16 protein-coding genes and 1 pseudogene are annotated in these 17,642 nt (G+C 70.1%); 10 read left to right on the top strand and 7 right to left on the bottom strand.

Going from position 1 to position 17,642, the window contains the following annotated elements:
* Nucleotides 1–198: 198 nt before the first annotated feature.
* From ACIP5M_RS28890 to ACIP5M_RS28900, 3 genes and pseudogenes are all read right to left on the bottom strand, one after another.
* Nucleotides 199–1,260 carry a BMP family protein gene (locus tag ACIP5M_RS28890; RefSeq protein ID WP_401202149.1) on the bottom strand — a complete coding sequence of 354 codons (1,062 nt, stop codon included), beginning with the start codon at nucleotides 1,258–1,260 and terminating at the stop codon, nucleotides 199–201.
* A gap of 229 nt (nucleotides 1,261–1,489) precedes the next feature.
* Complete coding sequence (locus tag ACIP5M_RS28895; protein WP_401202289.1) at nucleotides 1,490–2,734, bottom strand: amidohydrolase; 1,245 nt, start codon at nucleotides 2,732–2,734, stop codon at nucleotides 1,490–1,492.
* Nucleotides 2,735–2,870: 136 nt separating this feature from the next.
* Nucleotides 2,871–3,443 (bottom strand): annotated as a pseudogene (locus ACIP5M_RS28900) (hypothetical protein); the annotation flags it as partial.
* Here ACIP5M_RS28900 and ACIP5M_RS28905 point away from each other — a divergent pair.
* On the top strand, nucleotides 3,425–3,595 hold the full coding sequence (locus ACIP5M_RS28905; RefSeq protein ID WP_401202151.1) for a hypothetical protein: 171 nt from the start codon (nucleotides 3,425–3,427) through the stop codon (nucleotides 3,593–3,595). The pseudogene ACIP5M_RS28900 and the gene ACIP5M_RS28905 sit on opposite strands and share 19 nt — an antisense overlap.
* 6 nt (nucleotides 3,596–3,601) lie before the next feature.
* On the opposite strand, the gene leuE is transcribed toward ACIP5M_RS28905, so the two are convergent.
* Both leuE and ACIP5M_RS28915 read right to left on the bottom strand, forming a co-directional pair.
* Nucleotides 3,602–4,252: a leucine efflux protein LeuE gene (gene leuE, locus ACIP5M_RS28910; protein ID WP_401202152.1), complete on the bottom strand. Its 651-nt coding sequence runs from the start codon at nucleotides 4,250–4,252 to the stop codon at nucleotides 3,602–3,604.
* Nucleotides 4,253–4,296: 44 nt separating this feature from the next.
* Nucleotides 4,297–5,877 (bottom strand): methylmalonyl-CoA mutase, encoded by a 1,581-nt coding sequence (locus tag ACIP5M_RS28915; protein ID WP_401202154.1) that lies wholly within the window; start codon nucleotides 5,875–5,877, stop codon nucleotides 4,297–4,299.
* A gap of 241 nt (nucleotides 5,878–6,118) precedes the next feature.
* Here ACIP5M_RS28915 and ACIP5M_RS28920 point away from each other — a divergent pair, with 241 nt between their 5' ends.
* Nucleotides 6,119–6,952, top strand: coding sequence for a peptidoglycan-binding protein (locus tag ACIP5M_RS28920; protein WP_401202156.1), 834 nt, complete (start codon nucleotides 6,119–6,121; stop codon nucleotides 6,950–6,952).
* Nucleotides 6,953–7,210: 258 nt separating this feature from the next.
* On the opposite strand, the gene ACIP5M_RS28925 is transcribed toward ACIP5M_RS28920, so the two are convergent.
* Together ACIP5M_RS28925 and ACIP5M_RS28930 are read right to left on the bottom strand one after the other, a co-directional pair.
* Nucleotides 7,211–8,239 (bottom strand): hypothetical protein, encoded by a 1,029-nt coding sequence (locus ACIP5M_RS28925; RefSeq protein ID WP_401202158.1) that lies wholly within the window; start codon nucleotides 8,237–8,239, stop codon nucleotides 7,211–7,213.
* Nucleotides 8,239–8,970 carry an RNA polymerase sigma factor gene (locus ACIP5M_RS28930; RefSeq protein ID WP_401202291.1) on the bottom strand — a complete coding sequence of 244 codons (732 nt, stop codon included), beginning with the start codon at nucleotides 8,968–8,970 and terminating at the stop codon, nucleotides 8,239–8,241. The genes ACIP5M_RS28925 and ACIP5M_RS28930 overlap by 1 nt, the downstream gene beginning before the upstream one ends.
* A 328-nt stretch (nucleotides 8,971–9,298) precedes the next feature.
* Between ACIP5M_RS28930 and ACIP5M_RS28935 the strand changes: the two genes are divergently transcribed.
* From ACIP5M_RS28935 to ACIP5M_RS28970, 8 genes are all read left to right on the top strand, one after another.
* Nucleotides 9,299–9,931 (top strand): 2-oxo-4-hydroxy-4-carboxy-5-ureidoimidazoline decarboxylase, encoded by a 633-nt coding sequence (locus tag ACIP5M_RS28935; RefSeq protein ID WP_401202160.1) that lies wholly within the window; start codon nucleotides 9,299–9,301, stop codon nucleotides 9,929–9,931.
* 152 nt (nucleotides 9,932–10,083) lie between these two features.
* Nucleotides 10,084–10,464, top strand: a complete 381-nt coding sequence (gene sdhC / locus ACIP5M_RS28940; protein ID WP_401202162.1) for a succinate dehydrogenase, cytochrome b556 subunit — start codon at nucleotides 10,084–10,086, stop codon at nucleotides 10,462–10,464.
* Nucleotides 10,465–10,469: 5 nt separating this feature from the next.
* Nucleotides 10,470–10,952 carry a succinate dehydrogenase hydrophobic membrane anchor subunit gene (locus ACIP5M_RS28945; protein WP_046779165.1) on the top strand — a complete coding sequence of 161 codons (483 nt, stop codon included), beginning with the start codon at nucleotides 10,470–10,472 and terminating at the stop codon, nucleotides 10,950–10,952.
* Nucleotides 10,953–10,976: 24 nt separating this feature from the next.
* Complete coding sequence (gene sdhA / locus ACIP5M_RS28950; RefSeq protein ID WP_401202164.1) at nucleotides 10,977–12,731, top strand: succinate dehydrogenase flavoprotein subunit; 1,755 nt, start codon at nucleotides 10,977–10,979, stop codon at nucleotides 12,729–12,731.
* A complete protein-coding gene (locus ACIP5M_RS28955; RefSeq protein WP_401202166.1) occupies nucleotides 12,731–13,507 on the top strand; it encodes a succinate dehydrogenase iron-sulfur subunit in 777 nt (258 codons plus the stop codon). The genes sdhA and ACIP5M_RS28955 overlap by 1 nt, the downstream gene beginning before the upstream one ends.
* Before the next feature lie 154 nt (nucleotides 13,508–13,661).
* Nucleotides 13,662–14,822 (top strand): serine hydrolase domain-containing protein, encoded by a 1,161-nt coding sequence (locus ACIP5M_RS28960; RefSeq protein WP_401202167.1) that lies wholly within the window; start codon nucleotides 13,662–13,664, stop codon nucleotides 14,820–14,822.
* 42 nt (nucleotides 14,823–14,864) lie between these two features.
* Nucleotides 14,865–15,386, top strand: coding sequence for a hypothetical protein (locus tag ACIP5M_RS28965; protein WP_401202169.1), 522 nt, complete (start codon nucleotides 14,865–14,867; stop codon nucleotides 15,384–15,386).
* A gap of 1,849 nt (nucleotides 15,387–17,235) precedes the next feature.
* Nucleotides 17,236–17,640 carry a hypothetical protein gene (locus tag ACIP5M_RS28970; protein WP_401202171.1) on the top strand — a complete coding sequence of 135 codons (405 nt, stop codon included), beginning with the start codon at nucleotides 17,236–17,238 and terminating at the stop codon, nucleotides 17,638–17,640.
* Nucleotides 17,641–17,642 lie beyond the last annotated feature (2 nt).

A 17,642-nucleotide genomic window follows, 5' to 3' on the forward strand; every position in this document is an offset into this window, starting at 1 on the left:
GACGGCAGGGCGGGGAGGCGGGAGAGGACGGTATCGCGTCCATGATGCTTCTACGCGCGTAGCACTGTCGAAAGTGAAAACCTGTGGCCAACCGGCCACAAGGATCACGGACTCAGGGGCGGACGCGGTACGGGGCCCGGGAGCGGCAGAGACCGCTTCCCGGACCCCGGAGACCACGACTACCTGTCAGGAACGGCCTTACGGGGCGGTCTTGACGGTGATCTTCTTCGCGATGATGTCGGCCTTCGCCTTCTCCACCGCGGCGATGACGTCGGCCATCTTCTTGTACTCGGGGTTCGAGTCGGCCAGGCCCACGCCGTCGCTGTCCAGGCCGTAACGGATCTCACCGGTCTGCGGCTTGCCGTCCTGGACCGACTTGATCAGGTTGAAGACGGCGTCGGAGACGTCCTTGGTGACCGAGGTGAGGATCTTGTCCTTGTACTTGGACAGACCGGCCTGGTTGTACTGGTCGGAGTCGACACCGATGGCCCACTTGCCGGCGGTGGCGGTGGCCTCGATCGCACCGGAGCCGGCGAGGCCCGCGGCGGCGTAGACCACGTCGGCGCCGCTGTCCAGCTGGCCCTTGGCGGCGGCCTTGCCCAGGTCGGGCTTGGCGAAACCGGAGAAGTCCGGCGGCTGGGTCAGGTAGGCCGACAGCACCTTGGCGTTCGGGTTGGTGTCCTTGACGCCCTGGGCGAAGCCCGCCTCGAACTTCTTGATCAGCGGAACCTCGACACCGCCGATGAAGCCGACCGTGCCGGTCTTGGAGGCCTTGGCGGCGGCGACGCCGGCCAGGTAGGAGCCCTGCTCCTCGTTGAAGACCAGGTTCGCGACGTTCGGTCCGGTCACCGAGGTGTCGTCGATGAGGCCGAAGGTGGTCTTCGGGAACTTCTCGGAGACCTTCTTGATGGCCGGGGCGTAGGCGAAGCCGACGCCGATGACCGGGTTGTTGCCCTTGCGCGCGAGCTCGGTGAGGCGCTGGACCTTGTCGGCCTCGCTCTCGCCCTCGGTGGGCTCGGCCTCGGCGCCCTTGATCTTGAGCTCCTTCTCGGCCTTGTCGAGACCGGCGAAGGCGGCGTCGTTGAACGACTGGTCGCCGCGGCCGCCGATGTCGTACGCGATGGCGGCGCTGGCCGACTTCGAGTCGGAAGAGGCGGCGGTTCCGCCGTCGGACGACTTCTTTCCGCCACAGGCGGTGGCCGAGAGGGCCAGCGCCGCGGACGCGATGCCCACGGTGGCGATCCTGGTGATCCGGCGCAAGGGGAGGCTCCTTCAAAACCTGACCGAAGCGCCACGACCGGCGCTGGTTTCGCCGCGATCGTAACGCGCGTAGATGTCAGTTAAAGGCCCGTTCATGAGTCGTTATCGGATCGTCGCGAACCGGACAGTGACCGATCGGTAACTCCTCACGCGTCCAGCCCTTGTGTACCAAGGGCTGGACGCGTCCGCCGGGAGGCGCGCGGATGTTGTAGTGACCCCGCCCCGCGTTTTACCTCACATGCCCGGCGCGCCGCCCGTCCAGCAGGGCCGCGGCGGTGAAGAACTCCACTCCGACGGCGATCGCGGACTCGTCCACGTCGAAATCACCCCGGTGCAGGTCCCGCTTGGCCGTGTCGCCGGGCGCGCGGACCCCCAGGCGGGCCATGGCGCCCGGGACGTGCTCCAGGTACCAGGAGAAGTCCTCCCCGCCCAGGCTCTGCTCGGTGTCCTCGATCGACTCGGCGCCGCGGCGGACCGACATCGCCTCGCGGAGCAGCTCGGTGACCACCGGGTCGTTCACCACCGGCGGCACCCCGCGGACGTGGTTGATCTCGAACTTGGCGCCGTGCATGGTCGCGACCTCGTCGATCGCCGCGTGGATCATGTCGGGGGCCTCGTGCCAGGCGTTCAGGTCCAGGCACCGCACGGTGCCGGACAGCTCGGCGTGCATCGGGATCACGTTGCAGGCGTGCCCGGCCTCGATCCGGCCCCAGGTGACCGACATGCCCGAACGGGCGTCCATCCGGCGGGTCAGCAGGGCCGGGACGTCCACGGCCACGCGGGCGGCGGCCGTCACCAGGTCGGTGGTCAGGTGCGGGCGCGCGGTGTGCCCGCCGGAGCCGGTGAGGCTGACCTCCAGCCGGTCGCAGGCCGAGGTGATGGGCCCGGGCCGCAGCCCGATCCGGCCGGCGTCCACCCGGGGGTCGCAGTGCGCGGCGATCATCTTCCCGACGCCGTCCAGCACCCCGGAGTCGATCGCGTCGGTCGCCCCGCCCGGGAGCACCTCCTCGGCGGGCTGGAACAGCAGCCGCACCGGCCGGGGCAGCAGGCCCTGGCGGTCGAGCTCGGCGAGGACCAGGCCGGCGCCGAGGACGACGGCGGTGTGCACGTCGTGGCCGCAGGCGTGGGCGCGGTCCGGGAAGGTCGAGCGGTACGCGACGTGCGTCTTGGCGTCCGGGATGGGCAGGGCGTCGATGTCCGCGCGCAGAGCCAGCATGGGCCGTACTCCGTCCCAGGTGCCCACGTCACAGATCAGGCCCGTGCCGGACTTCAGCACCTGTGGTCGCAGGCCGGCTTTCTCGAGCCGGGCCTTGATCGCAGCCGTGGTGCGGAATTCCTGGTGTCCGAGCTCCGGGTGCATGTGCAAGTCCCGGCGGAAGGCGATCAGTTCGGCACGCAGGTGGTCCGGAAGTTTGCCGGGCAGCTCGGGCCGCTCGGACACGGCGGGCTGGGCGGTCTGGGACTCGCGGGACATCAACTGGTTCACCCGTTGAAGGGTAGGCGCACGGGCGGGTCAACTGGCCGGGGATCACGAAAAGTTCATGCCGTTAGGGGAAAGAAACCCGGCCTCTGGCGCATGACCGGGCCGGCAGGGGGGTAAACTCGCCCGCTCATCCGGCCGCCGGAGCCGCCTGGGCTGGGAGTCTGTGCACATCACGGGCGGTGTCGGTGACCCCGGCGAGGGAGCTGCGGGCCCGGGGGGATGCGGAGCCGGTGAGCCATTCCGGGTCGATTTCGCATACGACGACCGTCACACCGGTACCGGCCAGTGCGTACGGCAGGGTGTGGACGACCGTGGACGGAAAGCCGAGGACCGTACGTCCGATCGGTCCGCGCCGCGCGATCAGCTCGAGCGGCAGGTCCGGCCGGACGATCTCCAGCCCCGTCGCCTCGCCGAGCGCGCGCAGCTTCTCCGGGGACTCGCGGCGGTGCGCGAAGTAGCGGGTGGCTCCGTGCTCCCGGGTCAGGGCCCGCACCGCCTCCCGGTAGCGGTCCGGGTCCACCACGCCGGTCTCCACGAGCGAGGTCCCGACGAGGTCGGTGCCCTTGGTCAGGCGGGGCGGGCCGAAGCGGGAGAAGGGGTCGCCGATCACGAGGCGCCCGGCCCGCCGGACGTCGCCGGCGAGGGCGCCGACCGCCCTGAACGGCGCCCCCGAGCGGCCGCGTGCCTCCTGCCACCGGACCGGCCGAGGCCCACCTGGCCCTGCACCCGACCCCGCGGACCCGGCGCTACGTCACCGGGCGCCGGCTGGCCTCGCTGGGACTGCCGGGCGGCATCCCCGCCCCGTTGTCCTTCCTGCCGCGCAGCCGGGCCGTGCGGCGCGTACTGCGGTGAGGGGCCTCAGCTGACGGCGAGCTTGGCCGCGAAGCCCAGGAACAGCACGCCCGCCGCCGAAGTGGCCCCCGCCGACAGCCGCTTGCGGCGGCGGAAGGCCTCCGAGAGGCGGGTGCCGCCGAATATCAGCAGCGTCAGGTACAGGAAGCTGCCGGTCTGCAGCAGGCCGCCCAGCACCAGGAATGACAGCGCCGGGTACGCGTAGGACGGGTCCACGAACTGCACGAAGAAGGACATCAGGAAGAGGATGGCCTTCGGGTTGAGGAGGCTGATCAGCAGCGCCCGCCGGTAGGGCCGCTCGCCCTCCGCCGCCTCGGCGGGGCCGGCGGCCCGCGCCTCCTCCCGCTCCCGGCGGGTGCGCCACAGCGCCCAGGCACCGCGCATCATCCCCACGGCCAGCCACGCCAGGTACCCGGCTCCGAGGAACTTCACCACGGTGAACACGAGCGGACTCGCCCGCAGCAGCGCCCCGGCGCCCACGGCGGTCAGCAGCATCAGCACGGCGTCGCCGGTGAACACCCCTGCGGCGGCCTTGTACCCGGTGCGCACCCCGCGGCGGGCGGCGACGGAGAGCACGTAGAGCGAGTTCGGCCCCGGCAGCAGAATGATCAGCACCAGGCCGGCGAGGTAGGTCGGTAGATCGGTCACACCCAGCATGGGCAGGAGTGTCCCATAAGGTTGCACCTGTCAGGCAGTGGGTTTCACCACGTGGAAGCGGACGGCTCGTAGCTCCCCCACACCTCCCGCAGCGCCCCGCACACCTCCCCCACCGTGGCCCGGGCCCGCAGCGCCTCCTTCATCGGATACAGCACGTTCTCCGTCCCCGCGGCCGCCTCCCGCAGGGCCGCGAGCGCGGCCTCCACCGCCGCCCCGTCCCGTTCCGCCCGCAGCCGCGCCAGGGCCTCGCACTGGCGCGCCTCGATCGCCGGGTCCACGCGCAGCGGCTCGTAGGGCTCCTCCCGCTCCAGCGCGAAGCGGTTGACTCCGACGACCACCCGCTCCCCGCTCTCGGTCTCCTGCGCGATGCGGTAGGCGTTCCGCTCGATCTCCGCCTTCTGGAAGCCGTTCTCGATCGCGGCCACGGCCCCGCCCTGCTCCTCGACCTTCCGCATCAGGTCCAGCGCCGCCGCCTCCAGCTCGTCCGTCATCCGCTCCACCGCGTACGAGCCCGCGAAGGGGTCCACGGTGTGCGGCACGTCCGTCTCGTACGCGAGCACCTGCTGGGTGCGCAGCGCGAGCCGGGCGGACCTCTCCGTCGGCAGGGCGATGGCCTCGTCGAAGGAGTTGGTGTGCAGCGACTGCGTGCCGCCGAGCACGGCGGCCAGTGCCTGCACGGCCACCCGTACGAGATTCAGCTCGGGCTGCTGCGCCGTCAGCTGCACCCCGGCCGTCTGGGTGTGGAAGCGCAGCATCATCGACTTCGGGTCCCGGGCGCCGAACTCCTCGCGCATGACCCGGGCCCAGATCCGGCGGGCCGCGCGGAACTTCGCCACCTCCTCCAGCAGGGTGGTGCGGGCGACGAAGAAGAAGGAGAGCCGGGGCGCGAACTCGTCGACCGCCATCCCCGCCGCCAACGCCGTACGGACGTACGCGATGCCGTCGGCGAGGGTGAAGGCCACCTCCTGCACGGGCGAGGCCCCCGCTTCGGCCATGTGGTAGCCGGAGATGGAAATGGTGTTCCACTTGGGGATCTCGGCCCGGCAGTAGCGGAAGGTGTCGGCGGTGAGCCGGAGCGAGGGCTCGGGCGGGAAGATGTACGTCCCGCGCGCGATGTACTCCTTCAGCACGTCGTTCTGGATGGTCCCGGTCAGCTGCGCGCCCTCGATCCCCTGCTCCTCGGCGACCAGCTGATAGAGCAGCAGGAGCAGCGCGGCGGGCGCGTTGATGGTCATCGAGGTGGAGACCCGGTCGAGGGGGATCCCGTCGAGCAGGACCCGCATGTCGTCGAGGGAGTCGACGGCGACCCCCACCTTGCCGACCTCGCCGTGCGCGAGCGGTGCGTCGGAGTCGTGCCCCATCTGCGTCGGCAGGTCGAAGGCCACGGACAGCCCGGTACCACCGCCCGCGATGAGCTGCCGGTACCGGGCGTTGGACTCGACGGCCGTGCCGAAACCGGCGTACTGCCGCATGGTCCACGGCCTGCCGGTGTACATGTTCGGGTAAATGCCCCGGGTATACGGGAATGCCCCCGGCTGTCCCAGTTCGGTCTCCGGGTCCCACCCCGTCAGATCGCCCGGCCCGTAGACGGGTTCGATGGGGATACCGCTCTCGCTGTGCGCCATGTGACCACACCCTCCGTAGAGCGACGGGGCCCGGGGCTGATACAACCTCCCCCAGCGAACGCCGGGGAACGCCCCGGCCGCTCATCGCTTCGCAAGGCCGCGTACGGGCCCTGGTCACAATGGCGCAACATCCCGGGGCGGAGTGCAACTCTCCACGCGCGCGAGGCATCACCTAGATACACCACGTAGAAATCGGGGGACAGCAATGCACCGCCAAAGAGTCATAATCCGCGCGCTTGGAGTGGCCACCGCCGTCGCGCTCGCCGCGACCGCCTGCGGACCGCAGAAGGCCGAGTCCACGGGCTCCGCTTCCACGGCTCCGTCCTCGCCCGCGGCGGGAGCCACACCCGAAGCGTCGCCGTCCACGGACGACAAGCCCGCGGCCTCGCCCTCGGCCTCACCGTCCGCCTCGGCGTCCCCGTCCGCCTCTCCCTCGCCGACCGTGAAGCAGATCATGGCCAACGGCGACGACAGCGAGCAGGTGCGCGAGCTCCAGGCACGCCTGAAGCAGCTCAAGCTGATGTCGGTCGCGCCGACCGGTTTCTACGGCACGAAGACCACCTCGGCGGTCAAGTCCTTCCAGTCGAAGAACGGCCTGAACCCCACCGGTTCGGTCGACGAGGCCACCTGGAAGAAGATCCAGAACGCCACGAAGAAGCCCACCGCCGACGAGCTGCGCCCGCCGGCGGTCAACGAGGCGGACGCGCCGGACCCGCGCTGCATGGAGGGCCGGGTCATGTGCATCAGCAAGGAGAGCCGCACCCTCGCCTGGATGATCGACGGCAAGGTCGTCTCCACGATGGACGTGCGCTTCGGCTCGGAGAACACCCCGACCCGCGAGGGCGTGTTCAACGTGGGCTGGAAGGCCAAGGACTGGACGTCGACGATCTACCACACCCCGATGCCGTACGCGATGTTCTTCAGCGGCGGCCAGGCGGTGCACTACTCGGCCGACTTCGCGGCCCGCGGCTACGCCGGCGCCTCGCACGGCTGTGTGAACGTCCGGGACAAGGCGAAGCTGTCGGCCCTCTTCGACCAGGTGCAGGTGGGCGACAAGGTCGTCGTCTACTGGTGAGGCGCGGAGTCGGGCCGGGGGCCGGGCGTCGGCCGGAGGCCGGGGCCCGGAGGCGGGCCGGTCGAGAAGTAGAGGGCGCGGGCAGGGCCGGGGGAACGTGCCCCGCCCGCGCCGGTTGCGCAGAGCCCAGGGGTACGGGGGGAACCCCGGCTCATGCGCGGCCGATGACCAGTCGGCTCGTTACGTACTGCGTCACCGGTTCGAAAAGTGTTACAGGCACATCAGCGCATGTGTCAGGTGCGTGTGCCGGGGCCGGATTCAGCGCCCGTTCGTCGGGGTTCCCGACAGGGCCGGCGCCAGGGACGGGGCCTTGAGCACCACGTCCCCCGGGCCGGCGGCACTGCGGCTGCTGTCGGTGACGCCGTCGAGCAGCGCCTCGCAGTAGAAGGGGATCCGGGCGAGACCGTTGGCCAGGGCTGAGAGCCGCCTGCGCCGGTCGTCGTTGAGGTGCCCGGCCCGGTAGTCCTTGCACAGGTCCACGGCCCTGCGGTGGTTCTCACGGTCCCGGTCGCGGTCCGCCAGGAGGGTTTCGGTTTCGCTTCCGCCGCCGAAGCCCTGCCGGTTCCCGTCCGTGCCGCCCCTGACGTCCTTGCCGGCGCCGCCGACCGCGCCGGCACCCGGCGAGGCCCCGGAACCGGCGCGCGTTCCGCCGTCCGCCGTACGTTCTCCGGCGCCGCCCGAGGGCGGCACCGTGCCCGCGCTCCCCGACTCCCCGGAGCCTTCCGGCAGCGAGGGCCGCAGCTGCGGGCTGAGCGTGGGAGAGCCGCTGTCGGCGCCCTGGGTCGGGCTCCCGTCCGCGCTGACGGACATCGCCGGACCGGGGCCCGCGGTGGTGCGCAGGGGCTGGTCGAGCCATCCGGCCCCCGCCGCGGCGGCCAGACCGCCGACCGCGATGCTCGCGAGGGCGGCGGCCAGGCCGAACCGCACGGGCCGGCCGCGCCGGGCTGCGCAGACCCGGCTCCCGCCACTGCCGATGACGGTGCGGCCGAGGTCGACCAGGGGTGCGGCGGGCGCTGCGGAGGCCCCCGCCCCGGAACCGGCCGCTGCCGGAGCGGCTGCGGCGCGCGCCGCGCGGAAGGCGGCCAGTGCCGCGGCTTCGCCGGGCAGTTCCGTGCCGGCCGCCGCGGGGGCGCCCAGCGCGTCGAGGGAGTCGAGGGCGGCTCGCAGCCGGGCGGCTTCCCGGCGGGCCCGGGGATCGGCTGCCGGCCCCACAGGTTCCACCGGTTCTCCGCGCAGCAGTCGTTCCGCCGCGGCTCCGTCCAGCCACCTGTCGCGCTCGTCGGCCATCACATGTCCTTCTGCGTCCGCCAACGTGAATGCGTCACACCGGTTTGTTCTACGAGGCCCCCGCCGTGGCCGCGCTGTGCGGGTACGGCGTCGAGATCCCTCCCACCTCCGCCGTCCCGCGGCCGGCCACCGGCATTATGGCCGACCCGGCCCTCCACGTCCGAGTCCGTATCACGGTCCGGATCGTCACCGAGCAGCTCGGCCAGCTTCTTGAGGCCCCGGTGTGCGGCGGTTCGTACCGCTCCGGGCCGCTTGCCGAGGGTCTCGGCGGCACTCTTGGCGTCCAGCCCGACCACGACCCGCAGGACGACGGCCTCCGCCTGGTCCTGCGGGAGCCGGGCTATGAGCGCCATGGTCGTTCCGGTGGACAGGGCCTCCATCGCCGCACCCGCGGTGTCGCAGTCGGCGGCCCAGCCCGTGAGTTCCGTCTCATCGCCGCCGATGGCGGGACGGCGGCCGCGCATGCGGATGTGGTCCAGGGCCCGGTTGCGGGCGATGCGGGCGGCCCAGCCGCGGAAGCGGTCGGCGTCGCCGGTGAAGGAGTCGAGGTCGCGGGCGATCTGCAGCCAGGCCTCGGAGGTCACGTCCTCCGCGTCGCCGTCTCCGACGAGCGTGCGTACGTATCCGAGCAGGCGCGGGTGCACGGCGCGGTACACAGTACGGAACGCGTTCTCGTCGCCGTCCTGTGCCGCGAGCACCGCGGCGGTCAGCTCCGCGTCGTCCCCCAGCAAAGTCCCCAACCCGTTCACTGTCCTGTACGTGTGGCGCAAATCAGCACGTTACGGCTTTCCAGTACCTCTCGTCCACGAGTTGTACAACCAGCAACCAATCCTGTGCGGAGCGGGGTGTGACACAAAACGCACCGAGGGCGCTGACAGGGATACGGGCTTGTCGCACGAGCCCGTGACGGATGGCGGCCGGGGCCTCTCCTGTGGGGGGTGGCGGCCTCGGTCGCCCTCCCCTTCTCGGTCCTGCCTTCGGCGCCCACGTCATCCTTTCGGCTCACTTCCGGGTGAAATCCCCGAATGGGTACGACACAGCCTGCCCTGCATCGATAGCGTGGCGGTACACCCGCGCCACGCCCCGAGGAGCCCCCTGCTGTCCAGCCACCTTCCGGCACAGGCCCCTGGGGGCACCTTCCGGGCAGAGTCCGGGGGGAGTTCCGACTCCTCACACGGCTCCGGGCTGGCACGGTTCAACACCCTGTCCCCCGAAACCGCCCAGGCGGCCCTGATGCAGTGCTGCGGCAGCCGGCGCTGGGCGCACCGGGTCGCCGCACACCGCCCTTACCCCGATTCCGGCGCTCTGCTCGCCGCCGCGGACGAGGCCTCGTACGACCTCTCCCAGTCGGACCTGTCCGAGGCACTGGCCGCCGAGCTCTCGGCGGAGCTGGGCCACGGCGCCCCGTACGCCGCACTGCTGGCCCTCGACGCGGCCCACGCCGAGTACGAACGGAAGTTCGGCCACGCGTTCGTGATCTGCCTCACCGGGCACCCGCCGGAGGAGCAGGCGGACCAGCTGCTGGCCGCTATCCGGCGCCGCATGGGCCACGAGGTGGACGAGGAGCGCGCCATCTCGGCGGACGAGCTGCGCCGCGTCGCGCAGGCCCGGCTGCTGGACCTGACGCTCCGACTGACCTCGGCGAATGGGCCGTCTGCTCCGGAAATCGGGCTATTCGCCCCTGTGGGATAGTCCGTCCGTGCCTGTTTGATCACACCGGCGGACCCCGGGCGAGGGAACCGACAAAGCGTCGCTACGATGTCCGGGGCCGGAGGACCGTACCCGGCCGGGCCCGACCGACAAAGAAGCCGGCTGGCCCCCGCCCCGCTTCCGGAGGGTTTTCCGTGCCGGCTGGAACGTTGTACCGCGGCCGGGAAGGAATGTGGTCCTGGGTGGCTCATCGAGTCACCGGCGTCCTCATCTTCTTCTTCCTGTTCGTACACGTCCTCGACACCGCTCTCGTCCGCGTCTCCCCCGAGGCGTACGACGATGTCGTGGCTACCTACAAGACCCCGATCGTCGCGCTGCTGGAGTACGGCCTCGTCGCCGCCATCCTCTTCCACGCGCTCAACGGTCTCCGTGTCATCGCTGTGGACTTCTGGTCCAAGGGCCCGCGCTACCAGAAGCAGATGCTCTGGAGCGTCGTGATCCTCTGGATCGTGCTGATGGCCGGGGCCGTGTACCCCGTCCTGAACCACGCGTACCTCGAACTGTTCGGGAAGTGACACGCATGTCTTCTGACACTTCTTCCGCCAAGGTCATCGGCGACGTCGAGGGTGTCTCCCTCTACGACGTCGACAACCCGGCGCCCTACATCGAGGCCCCGCGCAAGCGCACCGGCAAGACGCCGCGCTCGACCCGCGGCAACTTCGAGATGGCCGCCTGGCTCTTCATGCGCCTCTCGGGCATCGTGCTCGTCGTCCTGGTCATCGGCCACCTGCTGATCCAGCTGGTGCTCGACGGCGGCGTCTCCAAGATCGGCTTCGCCTTCGTGGCCGGCCGCTGGGCGTCCCCGTTCTGGCAGGTCTGGGACCTGCTGATGCTGTGGCTGGCCATGCTGCACGGCGCCAACGGTCTGCGTACCGTCATCAACGACTACGCGGAGCGCGCCAACACGCGGCTGTGGCTGAAGGGCCTGCTCTACACCGCCACGGTGTTCACCATCCTTCTGGGCACGCTGGTGATCTTCACCTTCGACCCGAACATCCGCTAGGCACGGGCTGAGGCGAATCGACTCATGAAGATCCACAAGTACGACACCGTCATCGTCGGCGCCGGTGGCGCGGGCATGCGCGCCGCCATCGAGGCGACGAAGCGCAGCCGCACCGCAGTGCTGACGAAGCTCTACCCCACCCGCTCCCACACGGGCGCCGCGCAGGGCGGCATGGCCGCCGCGCTGGCCAACGTGGAGGACGACAACTGGGAGTGGCACACCTTCGACACGGTCAAGGGCGGTGACTACCTGGTCGACCAGGACGCCGCCGAGATCCTGGCGAAGGAGGCCATCGACGCGGTCCTCGACCTCGAGAAGATGGGCCTGCCGTTCAACCGCACCCCGGACGGCACCATCGACCAGCGCCGCTTCGGCGGCCACTCCCGCAACCACGGCGAGGCCCCGGTCCGCCGGTCCTGCTACGCCGCGGACCGCACCGGTCACATGATCCTCCAGACGCTGTACCAGAACTGCGTCAAGGAGGGCGTGGAGTTCTTCAACGAGTTCTACGTCCTGGACCAGCTGCTGGTCGAGGAGGACGGCGTCAAGAAGTCGGCCGGTGTGGTCGCGTACGAGCTCGCCACCGGCGAGATCCACGTGTTCCAGGCCAAGGCCGTCATCTACGCCTCCGGCGGCACCGGCAAGTTCTTCAAGGTGACCTCCAACGCGCACACCCTCACGGGTGACGGCCAGGCGGCCTGCTACCGCCGCGGCCTGCCGCTCGAGGACATGGAGTTCTTCCAGTTCCACCCGACGGGCATCTGGCGCATGGGCATCCTGCTGACGGAGGGCGCCCGCGGTGAGGGCGGCATCCTCCGCAACAAGGACGGCGAGCGCTTCATGGAGAAGTACGCGCCGGTCATGAAGGACCTCGCGTCCCGTGACGTCGTCTCGCGCTCCATCTACACCGAGATCCGCGAGGGCCGCGGCTGCGGTCCGGCCGGTGACCACGTGTACCTGGACCTGACGCACCTGCCGCCGGAGCAGCTCGACGCGAAGCTCCCGGACATCACCGAGTTCGCGCGTACGTACCTGGGCATCGAGCCGTACACGGACCCGATCCCGATCCAGCCCACCGCGCACTACGCCATGGGCGGCATCCCGACCAACGTCGAGGGTGAGGTCCTGGCGGACAACACCACCGTCGTCCCCGGCCTGTACGCGGCCGGCGAGGTCGCGTGCGTATCGGTGCACGGCGCGAACCGCCTGGGCACCAACTCGCTGCTGGACATCAACGTCTTCGGCAAGCGCTCGGGCATCGCGGCCGCGAAGTACGCCCACGAGAACGACTACGTCGAGCTGCCGGAGAACCCGGCGAAGGACGTCGCCGAGCTCGTCGAGCGCCTGCGCAACTCCACGGGCAAGGAGCGGGTCGCCGACCTGCGCCTGGAGCTCCAGGAGACGATGGACGCGTGCGTGATGGTGTTCCGTACGGAGCAGACCATCAAGACCGCGGTCGAGAAGATCGCCGAGCTGCGCGAGCGCTACAAGAACGTGTCCGTCCAGGACAAGGGCAAGCGCTTCAACACGGACCTGCTGGAGGCCATCGAGCTGGGCAACCTGCTCGACCTGGCCGAGGTCATGGCCGTGTCCGCGCTGGCGCGCAAGGAGTCCCGCGGCGGTCACTACCGCGAGGACTACCCGAACCGCGACGACGTCAACTTCATGCGCCACACCATGGCGTACCGCGAGGTCGGCGACGACGGCAAGGACTCCGTCCGGCTGGACTACAAGCCCGTCGTCGTCACCCGCTACCAGCCGATGGAGCGTAAGTACTGATGGGAACCCCGACCCTGTCCAAGACGGACAAGATGGACAAGATGGAGGAGTCGGCCGCGGCTTCCCCCTTCATCACGGTCACGTTCCGGATCCGCCGCTACAACCCCGAGATCTCGGACGAGGCGCAGTGGCAGGACTTCCAGATCGAGATCGACCCGAAGGAGCGCGTGCTCGACGGTCTCCACAAGATCAAGTGGGACCTCGACGGCACGCTGACCTTCCGCCGCTCGTGCGCGCACGGCATCTGCGGCTCCGACGCGATGCGGATCAACGGCAAGAACAGGCTCGCCTGCAAGACGCTGATCAAGGACATCAACCCGGAGAAGCCGATCACCATCGAGGCCATCAAGGGCCTCACGGTGATGAAGGACCTCGTCGTCGACATGGAGCCCTTCTTCCAGGCGTACCGCGACGTCATGCCCTTCCTGGTCACCAAGGGCAACGAGCCGACGCGTGAGCGGCTGCAGTCCGCCGAGGACCGCGAGCGCTTCGACGACACGACGAAGTGCATCCTCTGCGCGGCCTGCACCTCCTCCTGCCCGGTGTTCTGGAACGACGGCCAGTACTTCGGCCCGGCGGCGATCGTCAACGCGCACCGCTTCATCTTCGACTCGCGCGACGAGGCCGGCGAGCAGCGGCTGGAGATCCTGAACGACAAGGACGGCGTGTGGCGCTGCCGCACGACCTTCAACTGCACCGACGCGTGCCCGCGTGGCATCGAGGTCACCAAGGCGATCCAGGAAGTCAAGCGCGCCCTCATCACGCGCCGCTTCTGATTCCCGTCTGCGCCTGCACGCGCGGCGAGGGCCCCGCACCCGGTTCACCCCGGGGGCGGGGCCCTCGCCCGTACCCGGGATCAGGGGCGCCTCAGGGGTGGGTGGGGGGCGTCCCCCATGTGGAGTGGATCTTCCCCGCGCCACCATGGCAGCCATGACGAACCCCGCGAACTCCTCCCGCTCGACCACGGCCAAGGCCCGCTGGATCACCCTGGTCGCCGCCGGCGCAGCCCTCGTATCGCTCACCGCCGGCTCCCTGCCGGCATCGGCCCGGCAGCAGGACCCGGCATCGGTGCCGGGGCGGGTTCAGGCGGCCGCCGGGAGCGGGGAGCAGCGGTACTCGCTCGACGAGGCGGAGCTGACCAGGCTGATGACCCCGGACGGCCTCGCGAACGGGACGATGGTGCGGGTCTCCGGCGCCGGCGGGCCCGGCGGGCCCGGCATCCGCTGGACGAAGGCGACGGGCCCGCTCTCCCAGGACCCGGCCGCTTCCTTCCGGATCGGCAGCATGACCAAGCTGTTCACCTCCACGCTGGTGCTGCAGCTGGTCGCCGAAGGCCGGTTCACCCTGGACACCCCGATCCGGGAGGTCCTTCCGGACACCATCCCGGCCCGCTGGGAGCCCATCACCATCGGTCAGCTGCTGAGCCACACGAGCGGCCTGGGCATGCACTGCGGGACGCTCGAGGACGGGCTCGGCCTGACCCCGGAGAAGGTCGTCGCCGCCTGGACCGCGGACGGCTGCCCCGCCCCCGAACACCCCGTCACCAGGCAGCAGTACAACGGCGGCAACTACTTCATCCTCGGCCTCGCCATCGAGAAGGTCACCGGCCGCTCCTACGCCGACGAGCTCCAGCGCCGCATCACCCGCCCGCTCGGCCTGCGACACACGTACCTCCCGCGGACCGGGGACGCGTCCATGCCGAGCCCGTCACTGGCCGCGCCGACCCCGAAGGAGCCCTGGGCGTGGGCCGAGGGCGGGATGATCTCCAACGCCCCCGACATGGAGCGCTTCATGAAGGCGCTGCTGGGCGGCCGGCTGCTGCCGCCGGCCCAGCAGCGGCAGCTGTTCGTCATGCCCACACTCGCCAAGACCGCCAAGTTGCCGTTCAGCCAGGGTGGATTGTCGTACTTCAAGCTGGACGACGGGACCGAGGTCTGGGGGAAGACCGGCAGCATGGCCCAGTACTCCAACGGCGTTTTCGGGACGGACAGCGGCCGACGGATCGTCACCTGGTCCTTCCTGCCGACCGAGGAGGCGAAGAGCACCGACATCGTCTTGCGCGTCCAGGGCATTGTCGAAGCAGCTCTCTGACCGGGGTATGGGACCGGGTGTCGTTGTGGAAGGATCGGCCGCATGAGCGAGCAGCAGCCGAATCCTTACGCGAGCGACCCCGGCCAGGGCGGCGACTACAAGTGGGGCCCGGGCGAGGCCAGTTACGGCTACCCGCAGCCCTACCCCGCCACCCCGCCCTACCCGCCCACCACCGAGGGCGCGGGCATGCCGGCCCCCGCCTACCCCATGGCCGCACCGGGCGGCGCCGGCTTCTCGATCGGCGACATCAGCATCGCCGGCGACCAGATCATCACCCCGTCGGGCTCGATGCCGCTGAGGGGCGCGATGTGGAACGCGACGGACTTCTCGCGCACGGAGGAGAAGATCCCCGCACACGCGATCGTGCTCGCCGTCATCTTCTTCCTGTTCTGCCTGCTCGGCCTGCTCTTCCTCCTGATGAAGGAGAAGAAGACCACGGGCTACATCCAGATCACGGTCACCAGCGGCGGCCGCCACCACTCCACGATGCTCCCGGCCACGGACCCGATGGCGTACCAGCGCGTCATGACCCAGATCAACTACGCGCGGTCGCTGAGCATGTAGGGGGAGAGGGGGGGTCGGGCGGGGCCTCCGCCCCCCTCTCCCCGCCCCCGCGGACGGCGGTTGCCCACCCACCGCGCGCGGCGACGGGGGCGGGACGGGGTGACAGGTGCGGCGGGGGCTGGAGGGTCGGAAACTTGCCGGGCGGGACGGGAAAGTGAAGCGGCACCCGATGAGCGGCACCCAATAACCCGGAATCAGTGAGGGTTTGGGGGTTTCCCGTCAGTCCCATCGTCTCTCCGGTTCGGGCCGGTCCCTCAAGGGCGCTCCCTGCGGTCGCGTCGCTTCGCGATGGCCTACGGCCACCCTTGACCGACCGACCCGAACCGGAAAGCCGAAAGACTGCCGGGAAGCCCCCAAAAGAACGATCACCGGTTCAGTGACATGACCAAGGGCCCGCCAGGGATGCTCGAGCCCGCTCCCCCAATCCGGCCAAAGCCAACCAGGAAGCCGGGCAGAGCCAAGGCGCGGGCAGACAGCCTCAGCCCGGGCCCGTTCCCTCACGCTCCGGGCCGGGGGCGGCCCAACCTGCACCAAACGGCGGCGAGAAGCCCCTCCGCACCCACCAGCGCGTCAAATCGCTACGCGCTCCCCATTTATCGGCGTCCTGCGGCCGTCTGGGGCTGGGAATAAGCCGCCACAAATCGCTACACAGCTGAGGTGATCTGGCGGCGATCATGCCGTCTTGGGTTGCTCATAAGCCGCCACAAATCGCTACACAGCTGGGGGAATCTGGCGGCGATCAGCCCGCCATGGGCTTCCCATAAGCCGCCTACGGCGAGTAAACGCACGGTGGACGGGCGCCTGCGGGCCACTCGCCGCGCCTACCAGGAGGAGAAGTCCGGCCGGCAGGCGCCTGCGGGAAGTGGATGGCATCCGGCGGCAGGAATGGGCTCCTTGGGGCTTCAGGGGAAGTGGGCGGCGCCCACGACGTCACATGTGCCCGTGGGCTGGCGTCTGCGGTCGGCCGACTGCCATGCACAGCCAGCCGACTGCCACTCGGAAGCCACCAGCGACACAAATGAACCCCTTGGGGAGCCTCTTGGGGTCGTTTTCGCGCGAAGAAAGGGCCAGACGGAGCGTGAGAGCGGATTTCTCAACCTCTCACTCCGCCAAGACGCTTCACAGCCCCCAACTAGCCGCCAAATAGGGACAAACTACCCGCTGTCGCGGTCTCGGGGACGCTTGTAGCGATCTTGGGCGGCTTATGTCCAGCCCCAGACGGGCACCGGACGCCAAGCCGCGAGAAGCGCGTAGCGATCTGACGCGATCTGCCCGCCCGACCTGCCCCGACGCCCGTCTAGCCGCCGTTTGGCGCAGATTGGGCCGCCCCCGGCCCGGAGTGTGAGGGAAACGGGCCCGGGCGGAGGCTCTCTGCCCGGGGCTCGGTGCCGTCCAGCCCTCCCAGGCGGCCTTGGCCGTATTAGGGGAGCGGGGTCGTCGGCTCCCTGGCGGGCCCGCATATGGGCATGGACCCGTGGATCGTTCTTTTGGGGGCTTCCCGGCAGTCTTTCGGCTTTCCGGTTCGGGTCGGTCGGTCAAGGGTGGCCGCAGGCCATCGCGAAGCGACGCGACCGCAGGGAGCGCCCTTGAGGGACCGGCCCGAACCGGAGAGACGATGGGACTGACGGGAAACCCCCAAACCCTCACCACTTCCGGGTAAGTCGGCTGCCGCCCATCGTGTGCCGCTTCGCATCCCCGTCCCGCCCCTGCGCACCCCCGCCCCCACCCCCGACCAGCCCCACTCCCACCCCACTCCAACCCCACCCCCAACCCCCCACTTGAACATGTTCAAACGAACCCCTACAGTCGACCCCGTAAGCAATTGAACGCGTTCAAGGGGGCTGGGGCAATGGACCTCACCGTGGTCACGTACGTCATCTACCTGCTCATCAGCATCGGGCTCACCGTCTGGGTCGCCCGTACGCTCAGCCGTAACGGTCGCGTCTTCATCGGTGACGTACTCCAGGGCAACGAGAAGCTCGCGGACGCCGTCAACCAGCTCCTCGTCGTCGGGTTCTACCTCGTGAACATCGGCTTCGTGACCCTCTACCTCCGCTCGGGCCAGGAGATCCTCCAGGCCCGCGACCTCTTCGAGGCGCTCTCGGTCAAGCTCGGCGTCGTCCTGCTCGTCCTCGGGGTCATGCACCTCGGGAACGTCTGGGTCCTCAACAAGATGCGCCGCCGCGGGATCATGGAGCGGCAGCAGACCCCGCCCGTCGCCCCGCAGGGGTGGACCGCTCCGGCCGGGGCCTGAGC

This window comes from Streptomyces sp. NPDC088762 (assembly GCF_044750905.1).
Lineage (GTDB): Bacteria > Actinomycetota > Actinomycetes > Streptomycetales > Streptomycetaceae > Streptomyces.